We start from the raw sequence: 24906 nt of genomic DNA, 5'->3' as shown, positions 1-24906 counted from the left end.
GCGGCCCGCCGGCCAGGTCGCCCGAACCCGGGCGGGTGAATCGATACGAGACAGCGCACCGGCCGTGCGACGACGTCACTCGATGATTGCCTCAGGATGACGATCCGTGATTCCTGGTTCACCGGCGACCGCGTCGATGCGGCGCCTGCTCACCGAACTGGGCGAGTCCGGCCGGACCGGCGCGCTGCACGTGGGCGGCGTCCCGGGTGGGGTGCTCTACCTGATCGCCGGCCGCATCTCGTACGCCGAGTCGCCCGCCTGCCCGGGCCTCGGCGAACGGCTGGTGTCGTCCGGCCGGCTCGCCCCGCAGACCTGGCGGGCCGTGTACGCGGAGGGCCGCGGCACCCACCGGGTCGGCCGGATGCTGGTGCGGGGCGGCTGGCTCGGGCAGAACGAGCTGGCCTTGCGTGTGGTGGCGGTGATCGCCGACGCCACCCACGCGCTGTTGCAGCAGGCCGACGCGCCGGCCCGGTTCGTGCCCGGCGAGCGGCATTGGCTGGGTGAGGTGGCCGGGGTCGACCTGGGCTCGCCGGGCCATCTCACGGCGGCCCGGCTGCGGGCCGTGCCGCGTCCACGCCGGCACCGCAGACGGGTTCCGGCCACTGGACCATGACGCACAATCCGTGCGACTTGTAGTCGCACGGTCACCGGAGGATGGCCCACGGTGGCGGACCGGAAACGCCTGACCGCCGACCGCAACGCTGAGGAGTGAAGTGCCCGGCGTCGACCACTGTCTACAGGAAGCCATGACGATCCCCGGCGCGGTCGGCGCCAGCATCGTCGACTACACCACGGGCTTCCCGGTCGCCACGACCGGAGCCGCGCCGAACGAGGACCACGAGGCCGCCGCCGCCGGAACGGCCGAGGTGGTCCAGGCCGCGAACAGCCGATCGTTGTTCGTCTCGGCCGTACCGCACGACCTGCTGGAAGACCTGATCATCACCACTGCCGGGGGCTATCACCTCCTGCGGATGGTCCAGACGGAGTTCGACAGCCGCCTGGTGCTCTACGTGTGGCTGGACCGGATCCGCGGCAATCTCGCCGTGGCCCGCCGGATGATGCAACGCCTGGCCGACGAACTGGTCGCGGCCCGGTGACCGGATCCACTGAAGACGAAGGAGCGATCGGTGGCCCTGACGAAGACCGCCGCGCCCGGCAACCTGCTCACGCAGGTCGCCGGTGCGCGGCAGACCGGAGCGCTGATGGTGGGTGGCCACCCCGGCGGCACGGTCTACGTCTTCGAGGGGCGGGTCATCTACGCCGAGTCGCCGTCCGCGCCCGGGGTGGGCGAATTGCTCACCTCGTCCGGGCGGCTCGCCGGGCGGACCTGGCAGAACGCGCTCGACCTGGGCACCTCGACCGCCCGGGTGGGCCGGCTGCTGGTCGAACAGGGCCACCTCACCCAGGGCGAGCTGGAGCTGTGCGTGCTCGGCGCGACGTACGACGCGGCGTACTTCGTGCTCGGCGCGGACGCGGCGCCGATCGATTTCCTGCCGGGGGCGACCCACTGGCTGGGCGCGGTCGTGCACATCGACGCGGCCGCGGTCAACCGGGAGGTGCGCCGCCGGATCCGACTGCTCGACGAGATCTTCCCGAACCGGCGGATCGACGTGGCGCCGGTCAGCCCGGTCACCCGGCCGCCCCGGGAACGGGTGACGGTCACCGCCGCGCAGTGGGAGCTGCTGGTCCACGCCGACGGTCAGCGCACCCCGGCCGACCTGGCCCAGCTGCTGGGCCGGGCCGGATACGCGACCATCCAGGAGTTGCGCCGGCTGGCCGCGGCCGGGCTGATCGAGCTGCCCGAGACGCGGACCGTGGACGTGCCGGAGTTCGTGCGGCTGCCGCACCCCCGCGGCGCCTCGGTGCCGCGGGATCGGGCCGCTCCGGCCGTACCGGTGATCTCGGGTTCGAAAGGCCCGGAACCCGCGGCCCGGCACCCGCCTCCGAACAGTGACCCCCCGCCGGCCGCCGCGGCCGGTGAGAGCAACACCCCGATGAACCGGCCACCTCGCCTGGCCCGCCGGAAACCCGGCGCGAAGCTGCCGAAGGAGTTGGCCACCGATAACCCGCCGGTGCACCAGGGCACCGACGAGGTCCTGCTCAAGCGCATACGCACCGCCTTGCGGGCACTGCGGTGACGCGCGCACCCCCGACCAGCCGAAGGAGCGAAGAGAGGATGACGGTGGATCCGGCGGTACTCGAGGAACTCGGCCGCCTGCGCACCAGGGTGCCGGAGTTGTCCGGCAGCGTGCTCGCCACCGCCGACGGGCTGGTCGTCGCGCACGATTCGCACGGCATCGAGCCGGACACCCTCGCGGCTCTGGCCGCGGCCCACCTCGCCCTGGCCCGGCGCTTCGCGCACGCGGTCAATCACGGCGAGCTGCGGGAGTCGGTGGTCGAGTGCGACGGCGGCTACATCACCTCGTACACCGCGGGGCCCAATGCCCTGCTCACCGTGGTCACCTCAGGTGACGCGAACCTCGCCATGGTCCATCTCGAGGCGCGGCGTTGCGTACGCCGGCTGATCCGGATCCTCGCCCTGGAGACCGCGCCGCAGCTGCGGCCGGAGATCCCCGTGCAGACCGGTCCATCGACTCCGCTGGCCCGGCGGACCCCGATGGCCACCCTGCCCAACGTCGCCCGGCGCCGCCAGGCGACCGGTTGACGGCCTGACCGCTTCACCGAACCCATCCCACCCAACGGAGGAACGAATCCCATGCCCGACATGGACACCGCACTCAAGGAAATCATGGAGATCGACGGCTGTATCGGCGTCGCGCTCGTGGACCACACCAGCGGCATGGCCCTGGGCACCCTGGGCGGCGGCAAGGACCTCGACCTGACGGTCGCGGCCGCCGGCAACACCGACGTGGTACGAGCCAAACTGCGCGCCATGGAGATGCTGAACCTCTCCGAGAAGATCGAGGACATCCTGATCACGCTGGACACGCAGTACCACATGATCCGGCCACTCACGAGCCGGTCCGGGAAGGGCCTGTTCCTCTACGTCGCGCTGCGGCGGGACCGGGCGAACCTCGCGATGTCCCGCCACCAGCTGCGGCGCATCGAGAACGACCTCGACGTCTGAGGCCGGCGAGGCGTGATCGCCACCCCTGGCGGGGAGGGCTCGCACCGCCCTCCCCGCCGCCGCGGTGATTGCGAACAAGGTTTCCGGGACGTTACCCCTTGCCGTCCGATCGAGGCGCGTGCATCCTGTCTTTGCAGCGCTGCAAAGACAGCGTCAGAGCGCGAACGCATCGTCTGACATGCGTTTTCGTGCCTGCAGATCGGCGCCCGGTGTGCCAGCACCGTGTGCCGCGCATCCGTCTGTGAGGACCTTGTGAAACTGCTCCCGAAACGGCGCCTGGGCACTCTGCTCGCCGCCGTGCTGATGACCGCCCTCCCGGCGGTCCCGGCCCACGCGGCCACTCCCGATCCCGCTCCGGAGCGGGTCAATCCCGACCCGGTCGCCCACGACCCCTCGATCATCAAACAGGGGCGCTACTACTACGAGATCATCACCGGGGACAGCGGGACCCGCACCTACCTGCCGGTCCGCCGGTCCACCGACCTGATCAACTGGACCTATGTCGACACCGTCTTCGACACCCCGCCGGCCTGGGTGGTCGCGGAGCTCGGGGTCACCCCGGCCGACTTCTGGGCGCCGGACATCAACTACTTCGACGGCGAGTACCGCCTGTACTACGCGGCCTCGTCGTTCGGCACCAACAACTCGGTGATCGGCCTGGCCACCACCAGATCCCTGGAGAACCCGCGGTGGGTGGACCGGGGCATGGTGATGCGCACGACCAGCGGCGTCGAGAACGTCAACGCCATCGACCCGGACGTCAGCTTCGACCGGGCCGGCAACGCGTACCTGTCCTACGGCTCGTTCTGGGACGGCCTGCGGATGCGGCGCCTGGACCCGAAGACCGGCCTGCTGTCCACCACCGACACCACCGAGCACCGGATCGCCTCCCGCAACGGCATGGCGATCGAGGGCCCGTCGGTGACCTACCACGGCGGCTGGTACTACCTGTTCGTCAGCTTCGACTTCTGCTGCCGGGCCCTGAACAGCGACTACCGGGTGATGGTCGGCCGGTCCCGCACCATCACCGGGCCGTACGTGGACGCGGACGGCGTCGCCATGACCGACGGCGGCGGCACCCAGATCCTGGCCGGCTACAACGACTTCACCGGGCCGGGCCACGGTGACGTCTACGGCGACCTGTTCGCACACCACTACTACGACGCCGCGGACGACGGCGCCCCCAAGGGCTCGATCCGCAGGATCCGGTGGGTGAACGGCTGGCCGCGGCTGTCCGACCCGCTCAGCGGCAACGGCGGCCACGGGCACGGCCCGGCCTACGTGCAGCTCGTCCACGCCGACAGCGGCGCGGCCCTGGCCAACGACACCTGCGGCTACGAGGGCGCCGACATCACCCTGGCCGCCGCCGACAGCACGGACGTCTGCCAGCAGTGGCGGCTCATCGACCGCGGTTCCGGCTACGTGAGCCTGACCAACCGCAAGAGCAACAAGGTGGCCGAGGTGGCCGCCTGCGTCGACGCCGACGGCGCCCGGGTGGCCCAGTGGGGCTGGCTGGCCAACGACTGCCAGCGGTTCCGGCTGACGCCGAGCACCGAGGGCTGGTCCCGGATCGTGAACCCGCTGGCCGGGCGGGCCCTGCAGCCCACCGGCTGCGGTGGCGTGGGCGCGGCCGTCCAGACGTACGCCGCCGGCGACTGCCAGGGCTTCCGGATCCAGCCGGTCGGCGACGTGCTGCTGACCGACCGGGACAACACCCGGCTGATCGGCAGGAGCTGGCGGTTCACCCACACGGCTGACGGCTGGTACCGGATCACCGACTCGTTCAGTCGAAAAGCGCTCGGCGGCACCCTGTGGCGCATCGAGGCACTGGCCACCGGCGGATACCGTCTGGCCGGACAGAACGGGCAGAACCGGGAGGTCCTGCTGCTGACTCCGTGACCGTCCGGCCGCTCGGTGGTCACGGCGCCGGGGTCCTGGCCGGGAACCAGGACCCCGGCAACTACCATTCCCACCCATGACGTCCCGGCAGATCATCGAGGCGGTGCGATCCGGGACCCTCGATCACGAGGACGCTCTGGACGCCCTCACCGGCGCACCGTCCGCCGAGGTGGACGCCGCACTGACCGCCGCGCTGAGCGGTGAGTTCGACCGGCTCTTCGGCAACGGCTGGCAGCCGGCCGAGCTGCACCGCGCGGTCGCCCGGCGCGGCAACCCGATCCAGGCCCGGCTGGTCGCCGACGCGGCCCGCGACTTCGCCCGGGGCCGCAGCCCGGTCGACGAGCGCTGGCAGGCCCAGGCGGACGCGCTGCGCGCCCCCGAGGGCCGCCGACCGGACCGGATCGCCGTGCTGGACGCCTCGCTCGCCCTGCTCGCCGAGCTGCGCCGGATGCCCCGCATCGACATCCTCGTCCCGCCGCCCGGCACCCCGCTCACGACCGTGCCGCAGCACGGTGACCGGCGCATCCTCGACCGGGTCCGGGCACTGCTGGCCAAGGCGGAGGCCACCGACTTCCCGGCCGAGGCGGAGTCGTACAGCGCCAAGGCCCAGGAGCTGATCACCCGGTACCGGATCGAGGAGGTCACCGCCCCGGCCGTGGACATGACACCGTTCGCCCGGCGGATCGGGGTGGACCACCCGTACGAGAGTGAGAAGGCGGGCCTGCTGGACGCCGTGGCACGGGCCAACACCTGCCGCACGGTCTGGTCGCCGGAGCTGGGGTTCAGCACGATCTTCGGCTTCGACGCGGACATCGACGCGGTGGAGCTGCTCTACACCTCGCTGCTGGTGCAGGCCAACCGGGCGATGGTTCGCGACGAGAAGTCGGTCCGCAAGGCGCGGCTCAAGGCGTTCAAACGGTCCTTCCTGGTCGCGTACGGCGTACGCATCGGGGAACGGATGCGGCAGGTCACCGAGCGTGAGATGACCGGTCACGGTGATCTGCTGCCGGTCCTGCGCCGCCGCGAGGTGCAGGTGCACGAGGCGATGGACCGGGCGTTCCCGCGGACCGTGCGGGCACGCGGCAGCCGGGTGGAGAGCCTGGAGGGCTGGGAGTCCGGCCGGGCCGCCGCCGACGAGGCCGAATTGCGTTGACGGCCACGGCAGACTGAGGGCATGCACCCGACTTGACGCTGACATCTGTATGCGGTGCACGCCCTCCAGGAGGGGGTGCTCCTCTACCCGGTCTACGCGCTGCTGTTCGCCGACGCCGGGCTCACCACCGGCGAGATCTCGTCACTGTTCGCCATCTGGTCGGTGGTCTCGTTCACGTGTGAGATCCCCGCCGGGGCGCTCGCCGACGCCTGGTCGCGCAAGCGGCTCTACGCCCTCGGTGAGATCATCACGGCCGCCGGTTTCGGCACGTGGCTGCTCTGGCCGTCCTATCCCGGCTTCGCCCTGGGCTTCGTGCTGTGGGGGCTGGGCGGGGCGTTCTCGTCCGGCACGCTCGAGGCGCTCGTCTACGACCGGCTCGGCGACGGAACGGCCTACGCCCGGGTGATCGGCCGGGCACGCACCGCCGGCCTGCTCGGCATGCTGGTGGCCACGCTACTGGCCGGGCCGGCCCATCTGGCGGGCGGCTACCTCCTGGTGGGCGCCATCAGCGTCGTGACGGTCACCCTGGGTGGTCTGCTCGCGCTGCGCCTGCCCGAACAACCCCTTTCCGGTACGGGCGACGACGACGATTCCGCACCGTCGATGCTCCGGTCGGGTCTTCGCGCCGTCACCCGTCGCGGCGTGATCCGGGTGCTGTTCGTGGCGGCCGCCGTCCCGGGATTGAGCGCCCTCGACGAGTATCTGCCGCTGCTCGCCCGGGAGATGGGAACGGCTACTTCGGCCGTACCCCTGCTCTTCGCGGTGACCTCACTCGCGATGGCCGCCGGGAACACGCTCGCCGGACGCCTCCCACCCACCACCTCGCGTCCGCTGGCGGGCGCCCTGGCGCTCGCGGCGGTCCTGCTGGCCGGTGGCGCGCTGGTGCCGCACCCGGCCGGGATGATCCCGGTGTCGGTGGCGTTCGGTCTGCTCCAGTTCGCCATGGTGCACGCCGAGGCCCGCCTCCAGGACGCGATCACCGGTCCGGCCCGGGCCACCGCCCTGTCGGTCGCCGGGTTCGGCGCCGAGGTGTGCGCGGTCGCCCTCTATGCGGCTTTCGCCCTTCCTGTACCGGTTTCTCACATGGTCGCGGCCATGGCTCTGCCGTTGCTGCTCACTTTTCTGTTGTCCTGGCCCGGAAGGCGCATCCACTGAGCAACCTTTTCGGCTCCCCCGGACACCTGAAGAGCGTTCCCCCATCGAAAGGCGAATCCCCCATGCGAGCGCGCCTCCGCAAGATCCTCCTGGCCGGCGCCACCGGCCTGCTGGCTGTGTCGGCCAGCGCCTACGGCCTGACGAGGGCCGACGCCGCCACCTACCCGAACCCGGGCGTGGTGACCGGTTCGACGTTCGCGCACGACCCGACCATGGTGAAGAAGCCGGCGGGCGGCTACATCCTCGCCTACACGGCGCCCGGCATCGGCCTGAAGACGTCCACCGACCGGACGAAGTTCACCGACGCCGGCAAAGCATTCCCCAACGGCACGCCGTGGGCCGACGCGTACACCAACGGCGACACCAACCTCTGGGCCCCGGACATCTCCTACCGGGGCGGCAAATACCTGATGTACTACTCCGCCTCGACGTTCGGCTCCAGCAAGTCGGCGATCTTCCTGGCCGGCAGCACCACCGGCGCGGCCGGCACCTGGACCAACTACGGCAAGGTCATCGAGAGCACCGCCACCAGCGGCTACAACGCGATCGACCCGAACCTCACGGTCACCCCGTCCGGCGAGTGGTACCTCAGCTTCGGCTCCTTCTGGAGCGGCATCAAGATGGTCAAGCTGAACCCGTCGACCGGCAAACGGGCCGACAGCACCATCCACCACATCGCCGAGCGGTTCGTCGACAGCAAGTCGATCGAGGCGCCGCACGTCTACTACCGCAACGGCTACTACTACCTGTTCGTGGCGTTCGACCTCTGCTGCAGGGCCGCGTCCAGCACCTACCGGACCATGGTCGGCCGGTCCACCAGCATCACCGGGCCGTACAAGGACCGCGCCGGCACGCTGATGACCGCGGGCGGCGGCACCGAGATCCTGGCCTCGCACGACGCGGTCCACGGTCCCGGGCACCCGGCGGTGATCAAGGACGGCACGCAGGACGTGCTGATCTACCACTACTACACCGCCGCCGGGGACGCGCGACTCGGCATCAACCTGCTGAGCTGGAGCTCCTCCGGCTGGCCGACGGTGTACTGAGATGCGTGTCCAGTGGAAGACGACGGCCTGACGGCCTGACACCTGATGCCCCGGTCGCCGGTACGCGGCCGGGGCATCGCCGGCGCGGGCGTCAGCCGCCGGACTCGTCGGTCTCGGCGCCCTCCGGGACGGACTCGTCGTCGCGGCTGTCCAGCCAGCCGTGCGGGAGCGACACCTTGCCGGGCGCGTTGACCCGGCCGCGCGGCTGGCCCAGCGCCTCGGCCGGGAACGGCACCGCCGGGTCCAGCTCGGCGAGCAGGTCGTCCAGCTCGGCCAGCGACGAGATCATCGCGAGCTCGCGGCGCAGCTCGCCGCCGACCGGGAAACCCTTCAGATACCAGGCGACGTGCTTGCGGAAGTCGGCGCAGCCGTGCCGCTCGTCCTCCAGCGCCTCGACCAGCAGCTGCGCGTGCCGGGCGATGATCTTCGCCACCTCGCCCAGGGCCGGCAGCACCGGCCGGTAGTCGGCACCCTGGGTGAAGGCCGCCTCCAGATCGGCGAAGAGCCACGGGCGGCCCAGGCAGCCACGGCCCACCACGACGCCGTCGCAGCCGGTGTGCTCGACCATGCGCAGCGCGTCCGACCCCTCCCAGATGTCGCCGTTGCCCAGCACCGGCACGTCCAGCGCCTGCTTCAAGGTGGCGATCGCGTCCCAGTCGGCCCGGCCCGAATAGCGCTGCTCCGCGGTGCGGGCGTGCAGGGCCACCGCGGCCACACCGGCGTCCTGCGCGGCCAGGCCCGCCTCGACGTACGTCAGATGGTCGTCGTCGATGCCCTTGCGCATCTTGATGGTGACCGGGATCCCGAACGGCTTCGCCGCCTCGACCGCCTGGCCGACGATCCGCCCGAAGAGCCGGCGCCGCCACGGCAGGGCCGAGCCGCCGCCGCGCCGCGTCACCTTCGGCACCGGGCACCCGAAGTTCAGATCGATGTGGTCGGCCAGGCCGTCCTCGCCGACCATCCGGACCGCGGCCGCCGTCACGTCCGGGTCCACGCCGTAGAGCTGGAGGCTGCGGAAACCCTCGTCCTCCGCGAACGCGATCATCTTGAGCGTCTTGGGGATCCGCTCGACCAGCGCCCGGGTGGTGATCATCTCGCAGACGTAGACCCCGCCGCCCTGCTCCCGGCACAGCCGCCGGAACGCCACGTTGGTGATCCCGGCCATCGGCGCGAGCACGACGGGCGGGTTGACGGCCTGGTCGCCGAGCATGAGCGGTGCAATCACGCGTCCTAGGGTGACACGCCCTGCCCGGCGACCTCGAATCGGCCGCTCGGCTACTGCTGACCGTCCTGCTCGATCAAGCGGTCCAGCATCCCCACGATCTGCCGCATCCCGTCTTTGACGGTACCCATGTCGAGCTGGAGCATCGCGAGTGCCGTGGCATGTTCCCTGTGCATCGCGGTGTGCCTGTCGAGGATCGCGGTGTGCTTCGACAGCGTCGCGGTGTGCTCGGACTGGGTGATCGCGAGGGCCTTCATGAGCTCACCCTGCACCCTCAGCTTCTCGCCGATGTCGCTCAAATCCTGATCTTGGCTGGCACGGAGTCGCTCCTGCTCATCCATACGATCCTCCAGTGCGGTCAAGCGCTCTTCCACGGTAGGCAACGACGTCTCCAGGGGTGGAGGGTAGGCCGGTGAAGGGCCCGGCGCCGAGCGCAACGGGCGGCCCGGCGGTTTCGAGTTCTGAGGACGGCGGAGGCCGGGCCCGCGGGCCCGGCCTCGCACGTCGTCGGGATCAGCAGCCCGGCAGGCGCTTGATCAGGTAGTCCTCGATGTGGTCGAGCGAGACCCGCTCCTGCTTCATCGTGTCGCGGTCGCGCACCGTAACCGCGTTGTCGGTGAGGGTGTCGAAGTCGACCGTGACGCAGAACGGGGTGCCGATCTCGTCCTGGCGACGGTAACGGCGGCCGATCGCCTGCGAGTCGTCGAACTCGACGATCCAGCGCTTACGCAGATCCGCGGCGAGACCCTTGGCCTTCGGGGACAGCTCCGGGTTGCGCGACAGCGGCAGGACGGCGACCTTCACCGGGGCGAGCCGCGGGTCGAACCGCATAACGGTGCGCTTGTCGACGCCGCCCTTGGTGTTCGGGGCCTCGTCCTCGTCGTACGCCTCGAGCAGGAACGCCAGCACCGCGCGGGTGAGGCCGGCCGCCGGCTCGATGACGTAGGGCACCCAGCGCTCGCCCTTCTCCTGGTCGAAGAAGGACAGGTCGACACCGGAGTGCTTCGAGTGGGTCGACAGGTCGTAGTTCGTCCGGTTGGCGATGCCCTCCAGCTCGGCGAACTCGCTGCCGCCGAACATGAACCGGTACTCGATGTCGACGGTCCGGGTGGAGTAGAACGACCGCTTCTCCGCCGGGTGCTCGTAGAACCGCAGGTTGGACTCGGACAGGCCGAGGTCGCGGTACCAGTTCCAGCGCTCCTGCAGCCAGTACTCGTGCCACTTCTCGTCGGTGCCGGGCTCGACGAAGAACTCCATCTCCATCTGCTCGAACTCACGCGTACGGAAGATGAAGTTGCCCGGGGTGATCTCGTTGCGGAAGCTCTTGCCGATCTGGGCGATGCCGAACGGCGGCTTCTTACGCGCCGCGGTGGCCACGTTGTTGTAGTTGACGAAGATGCCCTGGGCGGTCTCGGGCCGCAGGTAGTGCAGGCCGTCGGCGCTCTCGGTCGGGCCGAGGAAGGTCTTCATCAGGCCGTTGAAGTTCTTCGGCTCGGTGAAGGTGCCCTTGTTGCCGCAGTTCGGGCAGTTCAGCTCCTGCAGCGAGGACGGCAGCGTGCCGTGCTTGGCCTCGTAGGCCTCCTCCAGGTGGTCGGCCCGGAAGCGCTTGTGGCAGGACTGGCACTCGGTCAGCGGGTCGGTGAACGCCTCGACGTGACCGGAGGCGACCCACACGTCCTTGGACAGGATGACCGCCGAGTCCAGGCCGACGATGTCGTCGCGCTGCTGGACCATGGTCCGCCACCACTGCCGGCGGACGTTCTCCTTCAGCTCCACACCGAGCGGACCGTAGTCCCAGGCCGAACGGGTGCCTCCGTAGATCTCGCTGGAGGGGAAGACGAAGCCCCGGCGCTTGGCCAGGCTGACGACGCTGTCGATACGATCGGCAGGCATGTGCGGTCTCCTCCTACGCCGGCTGGGTGTCGGCGGGGAAATCGGTAAGGGATTGGACGAAAAGCGAGATTACTCCCCGAGGTCGCACACCTCGAACTTGCCCGTCGTGGTGTTCTGCCCGAGCACGGCCTCCTGCTGCTCCGACCCGCCGCCGGGGTAGACCAGCTCGACCGGCAGGACGATCCGCACCCCGAGCGCCAGCTCTCCCAGACGGTAGGAGTTGAACGGCTCGGTGGCGGACATCCGGGCCACGTAGGCGGCCTGGCTCTCCTCGTCCCGCGCGGCCTGGCACAACTGCCGGTAGGCCCCGTCGAAGTCGCGCTCCTTGACGTCGTCGAGGTAGCGGCCGACGACCACCTGGGCCTGCTCGTCGAGCGCGTTGCCGAAGGCGGTGAGGAACCCGCCGGTGGCGACCGCGCCCGCGCCGCAGACCAGGACCAGGACGCCCGCGGTGATGCCCAGGCTCGTCCCGGTGCGCTTGCCACGGCCCTCGACCGGAGGCGCCGGGAACGGCGGATGAACACCCGGACCCGGCGGTGGAGGCGGAACGAGACTCATGTCCCCGCCTTGCGGAGCAAGACTCATGTCCACAGCCTAGTGTTCAGCGCCGGGGATCGGCCGCCCGGTCGCTCGCCGTGATCACCACGTCGCCGCCGGGACCGGCCTCGGCCAGGGTCTCGAAGGCGGACGGCTCGTCGAGCGAGAGCGCGAGCAGCGGAGTGGCGGACACCTTCACGTCGTACGCGCCGAGCGCCCGCCGGTAGGCTCCGACCGACTCCCATTCGGTGACCAGGATCCACCCGGCCGGGTCCTCCAGGGCCCGGGTGAGGCGGCCGGACCGGTAACCGGGCGTGCGTGCGAGAGCGGCGAGCGCGGCGTGCGCCTGCTCCCGGAAGGCGTCCTGCGTTTCCGTCGGGACCGAGAAGCGGTTGAGCACCAGCATGTGACGAGGGTACGCACGCGCGAGGAGGAGCCCCTGTGACACCGTCCGTCCTTCACCGCCTGGCCCGGGTGAACCCGACCACGGCCTTCGTGGTGGCGCTGGTCGTGCTGCTGGCCGGGCTGTTCCTGCCCGGGGTGGTGGGCGCCCTGCTGCTCGGCGTGCTCGCGGCCGGCCTGGCCACGCTGACCTTCACCACCTGGCCGGTGCAGTCGGGTATAACCAGAACCGTCCGGCTCGTCCTGCTGAGCATTCTGGTGGCCGCCGTGGTGGCGAAGGCCCTGTGAATCCATGCGGCTTTGACAATCATTGTCATTATCGACCAGAGTTGCTGCCATGATGCGCCGCGTGCTTCCCGCCGTACTCCTGCTGACCGCCCTGACCGGGTGCGGAGGAGGCTCGGCCAACGGCGACGACGGCAAGCTCTCCGTCGTCACCGCCTTCTACCCGCTGCAGTTCATCAGCGAGCGGATCGGCGGCGACGTGGTCAGCGTCTCCACCCTCACGAAGCCCGGCGCCGAGCCGCACGACGTGGAACTCACCGCGAGCCAGGTGGGCCAGGTCGCCGACGCCGGCCTGATCGTCTACCTGAGCGGCTTCCAGCCGGCCGTCGACGAGGCGGTCGAGCAGAACGGCGGGGACCGGGGCTTCGACGTGGCCGGCACGGTGCGGCAGCTCACCGCCGCCGAGGCGGACGCCCACGCCGAGGAGGAGGGCGGGCACGCCGAGGAGGAGCACGGCGGCAACGACCCGCACGTCTGGCTCGACCCGGAGCGGCTCGCCACCATCGCCGGCGAGCTGGCCGCGCGGCTCGGCAAGGCCGACCCGGAGCACGCCGCCGACTTCACCGCCCGCGCCGCCACGCTGCGCACCGAGCTGACCGCGCTGGACGGCGAGTTCAAGACCGGGCTGGCCAACTGCGCCCGGCGGGAGCTGGTGACCAGCCACACCGCGTTCGCGTACCTGGCGGACCGGTACGACCTGACCCAGATCGGCATCACCGGCATCGACCCGGAGACCGAGCCGTCCCCGCAGCGGCTGGCCGAGGTGGCCGCCGAGGCCAAGGAGCACGGCACCACCACCATCTTCTTCGAGACTCTGGTCAGCTCGAAGGTCGCCGAGACGATCGCCCGGGAGGTCGGCGCGCAGACCGCCGTTCTCGACCCGATCGAGGGTCTGACCGACGACAGCGCGGACTATCTCTCGGTGATGCGGGCGAATCTGACCGCCCTCAAGCTCGGCCTGGAGTGTTCATGAGCGAACTGCGAGCCGACCCCCGGGCTCAGGATTCAGGTGGCGGCGTGACCGTTGTCGAGGTGCGGAATCTCGCGGCCGGCTACGACGGCCGCGAGGTCCTCCGTGACGTCTCGCTGAGCGTGGCGGCCGGCGACGTCGTCGCGGTCCTCGGCGCCAACGGGTCCGGGAAGTCGACCCTGATCCGCACCGTCCTCGGTCTGGTCCCGGTGCGCCGCGGCGAGATCGAACTGTTCGGAACGGCGCAGCGCAGGTTCCGGCACTGGGAGCGGATCGGGTATGTGCCGCAACGCCTCGGCGCCGGCAGCGGCGTGCCGGCCACGGTCGGCGAGGTGGTCGCGTCGGGCCGGCTGGCCCGGCGCGGCGTGTTCCGTTTCCCCGGCGCCAAGGACAAGGCGGCGGTACGCGACGCGCTGACCGCCGTCGGCCTGCTGGACCGGATCGGCGACCCGGTGGCCACCCTCTCCGGCGGCCAGCAGCAGCGCACGCTGATCGCCCGGGCGCTGGCCGGCCGGCCGGACCTGCTGGTGCTGGACGAGCCGAACGCGGGCGTGGACGCGGCCAGCCAGGAGGCGTTCGCCGCGGCGCTCACCCGGTTCGCCGGTAACGGCGGCACGATCCTGCTGGTGCTGCACGAGCTGGGCCCGCTGCGGCCGCTGATCGGGCGGACCGTGGTGGTGCACGACGGCCGGATCGCGTACCAGGGGACGCCCCCGGAGCCGGTCGGCCACCACGCCGAGCCGGGTCACGAGCACGTGCACCCGCACGCCGACGAGGCACAGCCGGCGATCTGCGAGTGGGCGCCCACCGAGGGGACGAAGGCGTACTGATGGAGCTTCTCGCATACCCCTACATGCAGTACGCCCTGGTGGCCGCCGTGATCATCGGCCTGGCCGCCCCGGCGCTCGGCATCTATCTGGTGCAGCGCCGTCTCTCGCTGATCGGTGACGGGATCGGCCACGTGGCGCTCACCGGCGTCGGCGTGGGCCTGCTCACCGACACCTCACCGGTACTCACCGCGGTGCTGGTGGCGACGGCCGGAGCGGTCGGTGTGGAGCTGATCCGGGAGCGGGGGCGCACCTCCGGCGACCTGGCGCTGGCCATGCTGTTCTACGGCGGCATCGCGGGCGGGGTGCTGCTGGTCGGGCTCTCCGACAACGCCGGGAACAGCAACCTGATGCAGTACCTGTTCGGATCGCTGCTCACCACGTCGCCGGAGGATCTCGCGCTGATCGGCGGGCTGGGCACCGCGGTGCTGGCCGCCATGCTGGTGTTCCGCCCGGCACTCTTCGCCCTCTGCAACGACGAGGAGTACGCCCGGGTCAGCGGCCTGCCGGTGCGTACCCTCAACCTGCTGCTCGCGGTGACGACCGCGGTGACCGTGACGATCGCCATGCGCACCGTCGGGCTGCTGCTGGTGTCGGCGCTCATGGTGGTGCCGGTGGCCGCCGCCCAGCAGGTCACCCGCGGGTTCCGCAGCACGATGACGCTGGCCATGCTGATCGGTGTGCTGGCGGCCGGGACGGGTGTCCTGCTGTCCGCCGAGGTGGACACCGCGCCCGGCGCGACGATCGTGCTGCTGGCCCTGGCCGCGTTCGTGGGCACCGCGGTGGGCGGTGGCCTGATCCGGCGTTGGCGGCGGGGCGGCGAGCGTGCTCCGGCCGCCACGGAGCCACCCGATGTCGCCCTGCATGTCTGACGACACGGTCCCTGTACGGTGGTCGCAACGATGACGACCACCGGTTACGAGGCGTACGAATCCGCGGGGGCGCTGCTGCGTGCGCTCTCCGCCCCGATCCGTGTCGCCATCGTGGTCGAGTTGGGTGTGGGTGAGCGCTGCGTGCACGATCTGGTGGAGAGTCTCGGAGCGCCGCAGCCGCTGGTCTCCCAGCATCTGCGGGTGTTGCGCGGGGCCGGCGTGGTGCGGGGTGTGCGGCGCGGCCGGGAGATCGCATACTCCCTGGTGGACGAACACGTCGCCCACATCGTCACCGACGCCGTGAGCCACGCCAGGGAGAGCCGACTGTGAACCCCGAGAGCACGATCCGCAACACCAAGCAGCGCAGCGCCGTCAGTGCCGTCCTCGCCGAGACCGAGGGTTTCCACAGCGCACAGGATCTGCACGCGATGTTGCGTGAGCGGGGCGAGCGGGTGGGGCTCACCACGGTATACCGGACGTTGCAGGGTCTGGCCGACGCCGGTGAGATCGACGTGATGCGCCCGCCGGGTGGCGAGCACCTCTACCGGCGGTGCAGCCAGGGCCACCATCACCACCTGGTGTGCCGCTCGTGCGGGCGGACGGTCGAGGTGGCCGGCCCGGCGGTGGAGTCGTGGGCCGACAAGGTGGCGGGCCGGCACGGTTTCGTCGACGTCTCGCACACCATGGAGATCTTCGGCACCTGCCCGGAATGCGCCGCGAAACGCTGAGTGCGACGCTTCGGGTGTGAAGCTCTATGCGGACCGAGTCCCCGTCGCCCTTCGCCAACTGATCACCGACATCGTCGTGGTGCTCTGGGTCTACCTGTGGATCCGGGTGGCTCTGTGGATCAACGACACCGTCGAGAAGCTGGCCGTGCCCGGGCAGAAGCTGGAGAGCGCGGGCAACGGCATCGCCGGCAATCTGGCTGACGCGGGCGGCAAGGTGGGCCGGGTGCCGATCGTCGGCGACGACCTGACCGAGCCGTTCAACGGTGCGGCGGACGCCGCGCGGGCGATCGCCGACGCCGGGCAGGAGCAGCAGGAGATCGTGGGACGGCTGGCGCTGATCCTGCCGGCGGTGGCGGTGGCCGTACCGTTGGCTCTGGTCCTGTTTCTGTGGCTGCCGTCGCGGCTGCGCTGGATGCGCCGGGCCGGGATCGCCGCCGCGGTCCGCGACGACGCGGCCGGGCGTGATCTGCTGGCGCTGCGCGCGCTGGCCGGGCGCCCGCTCGGCCAGCTCGCCAAGCTGGGCCCGGACATCGCGCAGAGCTGGCGGTCCGGCGACGCGGCCGCCGTGGACGCTCTCGCCGATCTGGAACTGCGGGCGCTGGGTCTACGACACCGTCGCCGGGTCTGACTGCTCGTCCTCGTCCTCGTCGTCGTCGCCCCACTCGCGGTGGGCGAACGGCAGGATGACCCAGAACGTCAGGAACCAGGCTCCGGTGACGACGGTCAGCGGGATGGCCCACCGCCAGTCCAGCATGTAGTCGGTGATCAGCAGGACGCTGCTGACCATCGAGATCAGCATGAAGGCGAGTCCACCGGACGCCATCTTGTGGGCGTAGCGGACCAGCTCCGGCTTACGGCCCTGCCGGAACAGGGCACGGTGGAACGCCACCGGCGAAATGATCATCGCGGTGGCGAACGCCGCACTGATCAGCGCGACGATGTAGACATCCTTCTGAAAACCGGTGGCCTTCGGGAAACCGCTGCTGAACGGCAGTGTCAGCAGGAACGCGAAGAGGATCTGCACACCGGTCTGCGCAACCCTCAGCTCCTGGAGCAGGTCGCCGAAGTTGCGATCCCAGCGTTGTTTCTCCGACTCACGGGGGGTGTGATGCGTATCGACCGCCATGCTGCGGAAGCGTTCCCAGGCACGCTCGCGGTCAAACCCCGATCCGTCGCAGCACGGCGTCGGCGAGCTCGCGGGGCGCCTGCTCGGGCACCCAGTGGCTGACCCCGCGCATCGCCACCATCTCGTAGTCGGCCCGCACCCAGTCCCGGGTGCGCAGCGCCGCGGTCAGCCCGACCACACCGTCCTTGTCGCTCCACACGTACGTGGTGGGCACGGTGACCACGCCCAGCCCGGAGACCTGCTCGCTGGTGAAGGCCCGGTACCAGTTGAGGGCCGCGGTCAGCCGTCCCGGCTCGCGCATCGCCGCCACGTACTGTTCGGCGCGCATCCCGATGGGCCGCAGCATCAGCCGCAGAACGAGGGAGTGCCGGGCGGACAGCAGCCGTTCGGCGACGCCCGAGCGGAACACCCCGAAGTAGGCGAGCCGGGCCTGCTGGGAGGGCCGGACCCGGAGGGCGAGCAGCAGCGCCCTCGGATGCGGCACGGAGACGGCGGTGAGCGTCCGCACCCGATGCGGGTGGCGGGCGGCGAGCTGCCAGCCGACCTGGGCGCCCCAGTCGTGGCCGACGACGTGGGCGCGCTCGACGCCGAGGGTGTCGAGGACCGCGATGGCGTCGTCCGTGACTTCCGACATCCGGTACGGCCGGACCCCCGCGGGCCGCGCGCCGGGCGAGTAACCACGCTGATCCAGGGCGTACGTGCGCAGCCCGGCCTCGTGCAGACGGGGCAGCATCAGGTCGAACTCACGGGAGTCCTGCGGAAATCCGTGGAGCAGCAGGACCGGATCGCCGTCCGAGGGCCCACCCTCGTAGACATCGAACGTCATGCCTCTGGCTTTGACCTCGATCACGTGATCACTACCTCCCTGTGCCGCTCTGCTACCAGGTGTTACGGTCATCGAAGCACATCCACCGGAGCTTTGCCGCGACAGCGGAGGAGCTCCGATCCGACAGGGGAGCGCACAGCGCTGAGAGTGCGGGCGACCGCAGACCCTCGTACCTGATCTGGGTAATGCCAGCGCAGGAAGTTCGGTCTTCTCCAGCCGCGTCGCGCCCGGGCATCGCAGCCCGGGTCACGGCGTGCGTCTCCTCCCGGTGTCCGCTGGGAGGCGTACATGAAAGAACAGAACCCGAACCGGTGGCGCACGATAGACATCGTGATCGCCTCGGTGATCGCCGTGGCGTTCGGCGTCATCTTCTGGGCCTGGGGCAATCTCTGGGTCGTCACCGAGAGCGCCTTCGCCTTCTTCCCCCCGTCCCAGACCGTGCTGTACGGGGTCTGGCTGATCCCGGCCGTGCTGGGCGGGCTCGTCATCCGCAAGCCGGGCGCGTCGCTCTACACCGAGCTGGTGGCCGCGATCGTCTCCGCGATGCTCGGCGGCCCGTGGGGCATGACCGTCGTCTGGCAGGGCCTGGCGCAGGGTCTCGGCGCCGAGCTGGCGTTCGCGGGGCTGCGCTACCAGTCGTTCCGGCTCGGCGCGGCGCTGCTGGCCGGCACGCTGACCGGGGTGAGCGCCGCGGTCTTCGACTTCTTCGTGTGGAACTCGGAGGCCGCCCTCTGGTCGTACCGGATTCCGTACGCGCTGATCACCGTCCTGAGCGGCACCGTGATCGCGGGTCTGGGCTCGTGGGCGCTGGTCCGGGCGCTGGCGCCGACCGGGGTGCTGGACCGGTTCGGCGCGGGCCGGGAACGGGCAGTCATCTAGTTCATGAGTGATGTTCGGCTCAGCGGCTTCGGGTGGCGGCACGCCGGTCGCCGCGCCTGGGCGGTCCGCGAGCTGGATCTGGAGATCCGGCACGGCGAGCGGGTGCTGCTGCTCGGTCCCTCGGGGGCCGGCAAGAGCACCCTGCTCGCCGCGCTCGCCGGCCTGCTGCCCGAGGACTCCGGCGAGTCCGAGGGCGCCATCGAGATCGACGGCCTGGATCCGCGCAAGGCCCGCGACCGTGTCGGCATCGTCTTCCAGGATCCGCAGACCCAGCTCGTGATGGCCCGCAGTGGCGACGACGTGGCGTTCGGGCTGGAGAACCGGGGGGTGCCGTCCGGCGAGATCTGGCCACGGGTGTCCGACGTGCTGGATCGCGTCGGTTTCCCGTACCCCATCAACCGGCCCACCGCCGCGCTCTCCGGCGGCGAGGCGCAACGTCTGGCTCTGGCCGGGGTGCTGGCCATGCGGCCGGGCCTTCTGCTGCTGGACGAGCCGACCGCGAACCTGGACCCGGCAGGCGCCGGGCTGATCCGCGAGGCGGTCGCCCGGGCCACCGGCCCGGAAACCACGCTGATCATCGTGGAGCACCGGGTGGCCGAGGCCCTTCCGCTCGTCGACCGGGTGGTGGTCCTCGAGCCGGGCGGCGGGGTCCGCGCCGACGGCACACCCGAGCTGATCTTCGCCGCCTACGGCGACAGGCTCGCCGGCGAGGGCGTCTGGGTCCCCGGCTTCAGCACCCCGCCGATCAAGGCCATATCAAGATCAACCGATGATCTGGTACGCGTGACGCGCGCCGAAGTCACGAAACGCCTCCCGCCCGTCTCGTTGTCCGCCGCGGCGGGCGAGGTGGTCGCCGTGACCGGGCCCAACGGCGCCGGCAAGTCCACCCTGGCGCTGCTGCTCGGCGGCCTCCTGGCGCCGACGGCCGGCCGGGTCGAGGCGTTCGGGGACCGCCGGCCGCCGCACCGCTGGCGTGCCGCCACCCTGACCGGGCGGATCGGATCGGTCTTCCAGAACCCGGAGCACCAGTTCGTCACCGGCCGGGTCGCCGACGAGCTGGCCCTCGGCCCGCGCCGGCTGGGCCGCTCCCCCGCCGACATCCGCCGCATCGTCGACGACCTGCTGGACCGGCTGCGGCTGACCCGGCTCGCCGAGGCCAACCCGTACACCCTGTCCGGTGGGGAGGCCCGCCGGCTGAGCGTGGCCACCGCGCTGGCCACCGCGCCCCGGCTGCTGGTGCTCGACGAACCCACCTTCGGGCAGGACCGGCGCACCTGGCGGGAACTCGTCGACCTGCTCGCCGGGCTCCGCGACGACGGTCACGGGGTGGTCGCCGTCACGCATGACGACGTCTTCGTGCGTACCCTCGCCGACCGGACCGTGCCCCTCGGCGAGCCGGCGCCGGACCCGCTGCCGCGAAGGTCCCGGCCGTGAGCGTCTCCGTCGAGCCGATCGCCGACCCGGCGGCCCCGCTGGCCCGCCGCAACCCGGTCGCCAAGCTGGGCGCGGCGCTGCTGTTCACGCTGCCGCTGATCCTCACCGTGGACCCGTTCACCCCGTCCGCGGCCCTGGTCGTCGAACTGATCGCGCTGCCGTTCTTCGGCATCCGGCCGCTGCCGCTGGCCCGCCGGATGGCCCCGCTGCTGCTGACCGCGGGCGGCATCCTGGTCACGATGATCCTGTTCGCCGCGGAACGCACCGGGGACTCGCTGGTGTCGCTCGGCCCGTTCGACGTCACCACCGGCGTGCTGTCCACCGCCGCCGCGCTGGTGCTGCGGATCTTCGCGATCGCGCTGCCCGGCATCGTCGTCTTCGCCACCACCGACCCCACCGACCTGGCCGACGCGCTGGTGCAGAACGCGAAGGCCCCGGCCCGGTTCGCGATCGGCGCGCTGGCCGCGTTCCGCCTGGTGCCGCTGCTCGGGGCCGAATGGCGGGCGCTCACCCTGGCCCGGCGGGCACGCGGGGTGGACGCCGGGCGCAACCCGCTGGCCAAACTGCGGCTGTTCGCGTCGACGGCGTTCGCGCTGCTGGTCGGAGCGCTGCGGCGCGGGGTGCGGCTCGCCGTGGCGATGGACGCGCGCGGCTTCGACTCCGGGGCGACGCGCACCCACGCGCGGGTGCAACGGTTCACCGCGGCCGACGCCGTCCTGCTGGCCGCCGGGTTCCTGGCCGGGATCGCGATCCTCGCCGTGACCGTCGTGCTCGGCCTGTTCAACCCGATCATCGGCTGATCCACTTCAGCCGGCCCCGGAACAACCCTGACCACCCGCCGGGGGTTGATCCACATCAGCCGGCCGTGAGCGCCGCCTCAAACCCGCGGAACAACCCTGGGAACCCGCCGGGAGTTGATCGTTCGCCGGGTGTCCACTGGATCGACAACGGGCGTTGACCTGCTCGGGCGAGGGTGTCCGCCATGGGTCACGGCCACGATCATTCTCACGACCACTCGCATGACGCAGCCCCCGGGAACGACCTTCCCGAGGCTCTCGACCTCTCCGTGCCGGCCGCGGAGCTGTCCCCCGCCGACGCCACCCGCCGACGCTTCCTGCTCGGCGCCGGCCTGCTCGGCGCCGGTGCCGCCGCCTCCGTACTGGCCCGTCCGGGTGCCGCCGAGGCCACCGGGCCGCTCGCCGGAAAGCCGCGCACCGGCGAACTGACGTGGCTGGCCGGCGACCATCACGTCCACACGCAGTACAGCTCCGACGGCCAGTACCGGGTGATCGACCAGGCTCAGCACGGGTACGCGTACGGCCTGGACTGGCTGGTCATCACCGACCACGGCAGCACCACCCACGCCAAGATCGGTGTGGACAAGGTGAACCCGGACATCGTGAAGACCCGCGAGGAACTCAAGGGCCTGCTCACCTTCCAGGGCCTGGAGTGGAACATCCCGGCCGCCGAGCACGCCACCGTCTTCGTGCACCCGGGCCGGAACGAGGTCGAGGTCCTCAAGCAGTTCGAGACACGGTACGACGGCTCACAACTGCCCACGACCAACACCGCCACCCAGAACGAGGCCATGGCGATCGCCGGCATCAAGTTCCTCGGCGAGCAGGTGAAAGCCCGCAAGATCGACGGCGCGCTGTTCTTCGCCAACCACCCGGCCCGGCGCGGCATCGACTCCCCGCACGAGATCCGCAACTGGCGCGACGCCGACCCCACGGTCGCCGTCGGCTTCGAGGGGGCGCCCGGCCACCAGGCCGCCGGCATCCCCGCCCCGAACGGCCGGGGTGGCGCCCGCGGCTACTACGACAACAGCCCGTCGGCCGCGTCGTTCCCCGGCTACCCACTGGAGTCGTACCGCACGTGGGGTGGCTTCGACTGGATGACCGCCACCGTCGGCGGCCTCTGGGACAGCCTGCTCGCCGAGGGCAAAGCGTGGTGGATCACCGTCAACTCGGACAGCCACGTCAACTACCTGGACCAGACCGAACGCGGGCCGGGCAGCGACTTCAACGCCGACGGCAAGTACAACGACCCCGTCCACAACGGCTCGATCAACACTCAGGCCGGCGACTTCTGGCCCGGCTACTACGGCCGCACCAACGTGGGCTCGACGTCGTTCTCGTACCGGGCCGTCATGGACGGTCTGCGCTCCGGCCGGGTCTGGGTCGACCACGGCCGGCTCATCAAGGCGCTGAACGCCCGGGTCCGGGTCACCGGCGATCGCCGCTGGTCCACCGGCACCCCGCTCGGCGGTGTCCTGCACGTCAAGCGCGGCACCTCGACCGAACTGGTCCTCGACATCGACCTCCAGGACGTGCCGAACTGGGCCGGATTCATCCCGCTCCTCAAGCGCGTCGACGTGATCGTCGGCACGGTCACCGGCCCGGTCGCCGACCGCGACGCCTTCACCGCCCCCGACACCAGAGTGGTCACGTCGTTCGAGGTCACCAAGACCAACGGCAAAATCACTTTCGCGTACGACCTGGGCCGGCTCGACAAGCCGTTCTACCTGCGGGTGCGCGGCACCGACGGCAACCGCACCCAGCCCGGCCTGCTCGGCGCGTCAGTCGACCCGTACGGGCCGCGGCTCGACGTGAGCGGCGCCGCCGACCCGTGGGGCGACCTGTGGTTCTACACCAACCCCATCTGGGTTCTGCCCCGATGACCACGCCGTCTCCGGCGATCCGGCCCACGGCCCGGATCGTCGGGGTCAGCCTCGGCCACCGCACCCTGGCCGAAGCCGACCACTGGATCACGTCGCTGGCCCCGGCGCCGGTGCTGGCCTGCACCCACCTGGTAGCCACGCCCTACCCGCACGTGGCGATCAGCCTGCTCACGGCCGCCTCCCACGAGACGGATCCGGCTCTGGCGGCCGCCGCGGCCGAGGCGGCGTCCGGCCGTGACGGGCGGGCCGTCCGCTTCCCCGGTGTGGAACGCCTGACCGGCGACCTCACCGTGAGCGAGATCCTGCAGCGCAGCGCCATCTCCCGGGTCGAGGTCCTCGGCAGCGGACCGGCGGCCCCGGCGACGGTGGTGGAGACCGGCGATTTCGTCCGCCCCCGGTTCCGTTCCGGGGAACTGGTGCTGGTGACCACCCCGGCGGCGGGCGGACGGCTGATCCCGTTCGAGGCCCGCCACCCCACCCCCTGCTGCGCCGACCACTGACTCGTCGCCCGCGGCCGGGCTCGACCCCTGAGCCCGGCCCCGTCACGCTCCCATCGCGTAGATCACGCACGGACAGCCGTGCCACCCCGGTCGCGCCGTCACACACCCATTACGTGAATCGGGCGCTGGTAGCCGTACCCCGGCCGGGTTTCGAAGAGCGGGATGGGCCGCGTTCGGTGAGGGGCCCCGCCCGGCCGGACCCTACTGTGGTCGCATGTCTCGTGACTCTTTGCGACAGCTCCTGGCCGAGGCTCGCAGTGGGGTGTTGGTGTTCAGCCTCACGCCACCGCGGAGCCACGCCACTCAGGAGCGGATCAGCGAGATCGCCGAGGTCACCCAGAAACGGCTGGAAGCCCTCGATGTCGACGGTCTGATCCTCTACGACATCGACGACGAGTCCGACCGGAACCCGATCGAGCGGCCCTTCCCCTACCTGCCGACTCTTGACCCGGCGCGCTATTACAGCCGGCACCTGACCGGCTGGGAGAAGCCGGTGATCATCTACCGCTGTGTCGGGAAATACCCGGAGGACGAGCTGCGGACCTGGATGTCCGGCGTCAGCGACCAGGTGCTGACTGTCTTCGTGGGCGCCTCCTCCGGCGGAAAACCGGTCCACACCGGGCTTCGCCGGGCTCAGGAGCTGCGCCACCAGGTGCGCCCGGACCTGCCACTCGGCGCCGTCGTGATCGGGGAGCGCCGTGACGAGCATCGGCGCATGCTGGCCAAGCAGGAGTTGGGCGTCGGCTTCTTCGTGACGCAGGTGATCTACCACCTGAACGACACGAAGAACCTGCTCAGCGACTACTACCTGGAATGCCGGGAGCGCGGCGTCGACCCCCGCACGGTGATCTTCACACTGTCGCTGTGCGGCTCGCTGAAGACGCTGGAGTTCGTCCGCTGGCTCGGCGTGGACGTGCCCCGCTGGCTGGAGAACTCGATCCGCCACTCCCCCGATCCGCTCGCCGAGTCCTACCGGCAGTGCATGCTGATCGCCCGGGATCTGATGGACTTCTGCGAACACCTGGGCCTCCCCTACGGCTTCAACGTCGAGAGCGTGTCGATCCGCAAGGCCGAGATCGAGGCCACCACGGAACTGGCCGCCGACGTGGCCGCCCTCCTCGGCCGTCAGCCCTGATCGATTTCGGCCAACTCGGCTGCGGTGAGCCGAATCGCACCGGCGGCGACGTTCTCCTCCAGATGGGCGACGTCCCCGGTGCCCGGAATCGCCAGCACATGCCTGCCCTGATGCAGCGTCCAAGCGAGCCGCACCTGATGGCCGGTGACCCCGCGTTCCCGGGCAATCCGCCACTCCGGCCGCTGGCCCGCGTCTACCCGCCCGCGCTCGGCCCCGGCCGGACGCTCGGGCCCTGATAGTTTTCAGACA

The 24906-nt window shown here is 71.0% G+C and carries 30 protein-coding genes and 1 riboswitch; of the genes, 22 read left to right on the top strand and 8 right to left on the bottom strand.

Translation table 11 applies throughout. The annotated features are described in order from the left end of the window. The first annotated feature begins 106 nt into the window (after positions 1–106). The 9 genes from AB0I88_RS16670 (at position 107) to AB0I88_RS16630 (ending at position 8341) form a co-directional block, all read left to right on the top strand. Positions 107–613, top strand: coding sequence for a DUF4388 domain-containing protein (locus AB0I88_RS16670; RefSeq protein ID WP_361024296.1), 507 nt, complete (start codon positions 107–109; stop codon positions 611–613). A 133-nt stretch (positions 614–746) separates the two neighbouring features. Then, positions 747–1097 carry a hypothetical protein gene (locus tag AB0I88_RS16665; RefSeq protein ID WP_361024293.1) on the top strand — a complete coding sequence of 117 codons (351 nt, stop codon included), beginning with the start codon at positions 747–749 and terminating at the stop codon, positions 1095–1097. A 30-nt stretch (positions 1098–1127) separates the two neighbouring features. Further along, a complete protein-coding gene (locus AB0I88_RS16660) occupies positions 1128–2138 on the top strand; it encodes a DUF4388 domain-containing protein (protein ID WP_361024290.1) in 1011 nt (336 codons plus the stop codon). Between the two features lie 38 nt (positions 2139–2176). After that, positions 2177–2665, top strand: coding sequence for a roadblock/LC7 domain-containing protein (locus AB0I88_RS16655; protein WP_361024287.1), 489 nt, complete (start codon positions 2177–2179; stop codon positions 2663–2665). 51 nt (positions 2666–2716) lie between these two features. Beyond that, on the top strand, positions 2717–3088 hold the full coding sequence (locus AB0I88_RS16650; protein WP_043526192.1) for a hypothetical protein: 372 nt from the start codon (positions 2717–2719) through the stop codon (positions 3086–3088). A gap of 252 nt (positions 3089–3340) precedes the next feature. Beyond that, a complete protein-coding gene (locus AB0I88_RS16645) occupies positions 3341–4987 on the top strand; it encodes a family 43 glycosylhydrolase (protein WP_361024284.1) in 1647 nt (548 codons plus the stop codon). 76 nt (positions 4988–5063) lie between these two features. Then, positions 5064–6140 carry a DUF2786 domain-containing protein gene (locus tag AB0I88_RS16640; protein ID WP_361024281.1) on the top strand — a complete coding sequence of 359 codons (1077 nt, stop codon included), beginning with the start codon at positions 5064–5066 and terminating at the stop codon, positions 6138–6140. A gap of 54 nt (positions 6141–6194) precedes the next feature. Further along, entirely contained in the window at positions 6195–7295 is a 1101-nt protein-coding gene (locus AB0I88_RS16635) for an MFS transporter (protein ID WP_361024278.1), read from the top strand. A gap of 62 nt (positions 7296–7357) precedes the next feature. Next, positions 7358–8341 carry an arabinan endo-1,5-alpha-L-arabinosidase gene (locus tag AB0I88_RS16630; RefSeq protein WP_361024275.1) on the top strand — a complete coding sequence of 328 codons (984 nt, stop codon included), beginning with the start codon at positions 7358–7360 and terminating at the stop codon, positions 8339–8341. 91 nt (positions 8342–8432) lie between these two features. Here the strand turns inward: AB0I88_RS16630 and dusB are convergent, their stop codons facing one another. From dusB to AB0I88_RS16605, 5 genes are all read right to left on the bottom strand, one after another. Next, on the bottom strand, positions 8433–9551 hold the full coding sequence (dusB, locus tag AB0I88_RS16625) for a tRNA dihydrouridine synthase DusB (RefSeq protein WP_361024327.1): 1119 nt from the start codon (positions 9549–9551) through the stop codon (positions 8433–8435). A gap of 65 nt (positions 9552–9616) precedes the next feature. Next, entirely contained in the window at positions 9617–9925 is a 309-nt protein-coding gene (locus AB0I88_RS16620; RefSeq protein ID WP_361024272.1) for a hypothetical protein, read from the bottom strand. A 151-nt stretch (positions 9926–10076) separates the two neighbouring features. Beyond that, the gene (locus AB0I88_RS16615; RefSeq protein ID WP_361024269.1) at positions 10077–11456 is read right to left on the bottom strand and encodes a glycine--tRNA ligase; all 1380 of its coding nucleotides are present in this window, start codon (positions 11454–11456) and stop codon (positions 10077–10079) included. Between the two features lie 69 nt (positions 11457–11525). After that, positions 11526–12014 carry a hypothetical protein gene (locus AB0I88_RS16610; protein WP_361024266.1) on the bottom strand — a complete coding sequence of 163 codons (489 nt, stop codon included), beginning with the start codon at positions 12012–12014 and terminating at the stop codon, positions 11526–11528. Between the two features lie 43 nt (positions 12015–12057). Continuing rightward, positions 12058–12399, bottom strand: a complete 342-nt coding sequence (locus AB0I88_RS16605; protein ID WP_361024263.1) for an antibiotic biosynthesis monooxygenase family protein — start codon at positions 12397–12399, stop codon at positions 12058–12060. A gap of 35 nt (positions 12400–12434) precedes the next feature. Here AB0I88_RS16605 and AB0I88_RS16600 point away from each other — a divergent pair, with 35 nt between their 5' ends. Genes AB0I88_RS16600 through AB0I88_RS16570 form a run of 7 tightly spaced genes read left to right on the top strand, consistent with a single transcriptional unit; the run spans position 12435 to position 16705 of the window. After that, positions 12435–12683, top strand: coding sequence for a DUF6703 family protein (locus tag AB0I88_RS16600; RefSeq protein WP_361024260.1), 249 nt, complete (start codon positions 12435–12437; stop codon positions 12681–12683). Positions 12684–12732: 49 nt separating this feature from the next. Continuing rightward, positions 12733–13653 (top strand): metal ABC transporter substrate-binding protein, encoded by a 921-nt coding sequence (locus AB0I88_RS16595; RefSeq protein WP_361024257.1) that lies wholly within the window; start codon positions 12733–12735, stop codon positions 13651–13653. Between the two features lie 44 nt (positions 13654–13697). Further along, positions 13698–14480 carry a metal ABC transporter ATP-binding protein gene (locus tag AB0I88_RS16590; RefSeq protein ID WP_361024254.1) on the top strand — a complete coding sequence of 261 codons (783 nt, stop codon included), beginning with the start codon at positions 13698–13700 and terminating at the stop codon, positions 14478–14480. After that, the gene (locus AB0I88_RS16585; RefSeq protein WP_361024251.1) at positions 14480–15349 is read left to right on the top strand and encodes a metal ABC transporter permease; all 870 of its coding nucleotides are present in this window, start codon (positions 14480–14482) and stop codon (positions 15347–15349) included. Before AB0I88_RS16590 ends, AB0I88_RS16585 begins: the two co-directional genes overlap by 1 nt. A gap of 30 nt (positions 15350–15379) precedes the next feature. After that, positions 15380–15679 (top strand): metalloregulator ArsR/SmtB family transcription factor, encoded by a 300-nt coding sequence (locus tag AB0I88_RS16580; RefSeq protein ID WP_361024248.1) that lies wholly within the window; start codon positions 15380–15382, stop codon positions 15677–15679. Then, complete coding sequence (locus AB0I88_RS16575; RefSeq protein ID WP_361024245.1) at positions 15676–16077, top strand: transcriptional repressor; 402 nt, start codon at positions 15676–15678, stop codon at positions 16075–16077. Before AB0I88_RS16580 ends, AB0I88_RS16575 begins: the two co-directional genes overlap by 4 nt. A gap of 16 nt (positions 16078–16093) precedes the next feature. Further along, positions 16094–16705 (top strand): hypothetical protein, encoded by a 612-nt coding sequence (locus tag AB0I88_RS16570; protein WP_361024242.1) that lies wholly within the window; start codon positions 16094–16096, stop codon positions 16703–16705. Here AB0I88_RS16570 and AB0I88_RS16565 read toward each other — a convergent pair. Both AB0I88_RS16565 and AB0I88_RS16560 read right to left on the bottom strand, forming a co-directional pair. Continuing rightward, on the bottom strand, positions 16682–17203 hold the full coding sequence (locus AB0I88_RS16565) for a DUF6328 family protein (RefSeq protein ID WP_361024239.1): 522 nt from the start codon (positions 17201–17203) through the stop codon (positions 16682–16684). The two genes, AB0I88_RS16570 and AB0I88_RS16565, sit on opposite strands and share 24 nt — an antisense overlap. Before the next feature lie 31 nt (positions 17204–17234). Beyond that, the gene (locus AB0I88_RS16560; RefSeq protein ID WP_361024324.1) at positions 17235–18050 is read right to left on the bottom strand and encodes an alpha/beta hydrolase; all 816 of its coding nucleotides are present in this window, start codon (positions 18048–18050) and stop codon (positions 17235–17237) included. A gap of 94 nt (positions 18051–18144) precedes the next feature. Next, a riboswitch (TPP riboswitch) is annotated at positions 18145–18247 on the top strand. Positions 18248–18317: 70 nt separating this feature from the next. On the opposite strand from AB0I88_RS16560, the gene AB0I88_RS16555 reads away from it, so the two are divergent. From AB0I88_RS16555 to AB0I88_RS16530, 6 genes are all read left to right on the top strand, one after another. Further along, positions 18318–18908: an ECF transporter S component gene (locus AB0I88_RS16555; protein WP_361024236.1), complete on the top strand. Its 591-nt coding sequence runs from the start codon at positions 18318–18320 to the stop codon at positions 18906–18908. Positions 18909–18911: 3 nt separating this feature from the next. After that, entirely contained in the window at positions 18912–20342 is a 1431-nt protein-coding gene (locus tag AB0I88_RS16550; protein WP_361024233.1) for an ABC transporter ATP-binding protein, read from the top strand. Next, positions 20339–21142, top strand: a complete 804-nt coding sequence (locus AB0I88_RS16545; protein WP_361024230.1) for an energy-coupling factor transporter transmembrane component T — start codon at positions 20339–20341, stop codon at positions 21140–21142. Before AB0I88_RS16550 ends, AB0I88_RS16545 begins: the two co-directional genes overlap by 4 nt. A gap of 182 nt (positions 21143–21324) precedes the next feature. Then, a complete protein-coding gene (locus AB0I88_RS16540; RefSeq protein WP_361024227.1) occupies positions 21325–23022 on the top strand; it encodes a PHP domain-containing protein in 1698 nt (565 codons plus the stop codon). Next, positions 23019–23522, top strand: coding sequence for a hypothetical protein (locus AB0I88_RS16535; protein ID WP_361024224.1), 504 nt, complete (start codon positions 23019–23021; stop codon positions 23520–23522). Before AB0I88_RS16540 ends, AB0I88_RS16535 begins: the two co-directional genes overlap by 4 nt. Before the next feature lie 214 nt (positions 23523–23736). Continuing rightward, positions 23737–24657: a 5,10-methylenetetrahydrofolate reductase gene (locus AB0I88_RS16530; protein WP_361024221.1), complete on the top strand. Its 921-nt coding sequence runs from the start codon at positions 23737–23739 to the stop codon at positions 24655–24657. Here the strand turns inward: AB0I88_RS16530 and AB0I88_RS16525 are convergent. Further along, positions 24648–24791 carry an aldo/keto reductase gene (locus tag AB0I88_RS16525; protein WP_361024218.1) on the bottom strand — a complete coding sequence of 48 codons (144 nt, stop codon included), beginning with the start codon at positions 24789–24791 and terminating at the stop codon, positions 24648–24650. The two genes, AB0I88_RS16530 and AB0I88_RS16525, sit on opposite strands and share 10 nt — an antisense overlap. Between the last annotated feature and the right edge of the window lie 115 nt (positions 24792–24906).

Origin of the sequence: Actinoplanes sp. NPDC049802, assembly GCF_040656595.1 — a bacterium.
Taxonomy (GTDB): Bacteria; Actinomycetota; Actinomycetes; order Mycobacteriales; family Micromonosporaceae; genus Actinoplanes.
This window is presented reverse-complemented; position numbering and strand designations above follow the sequence as displayed.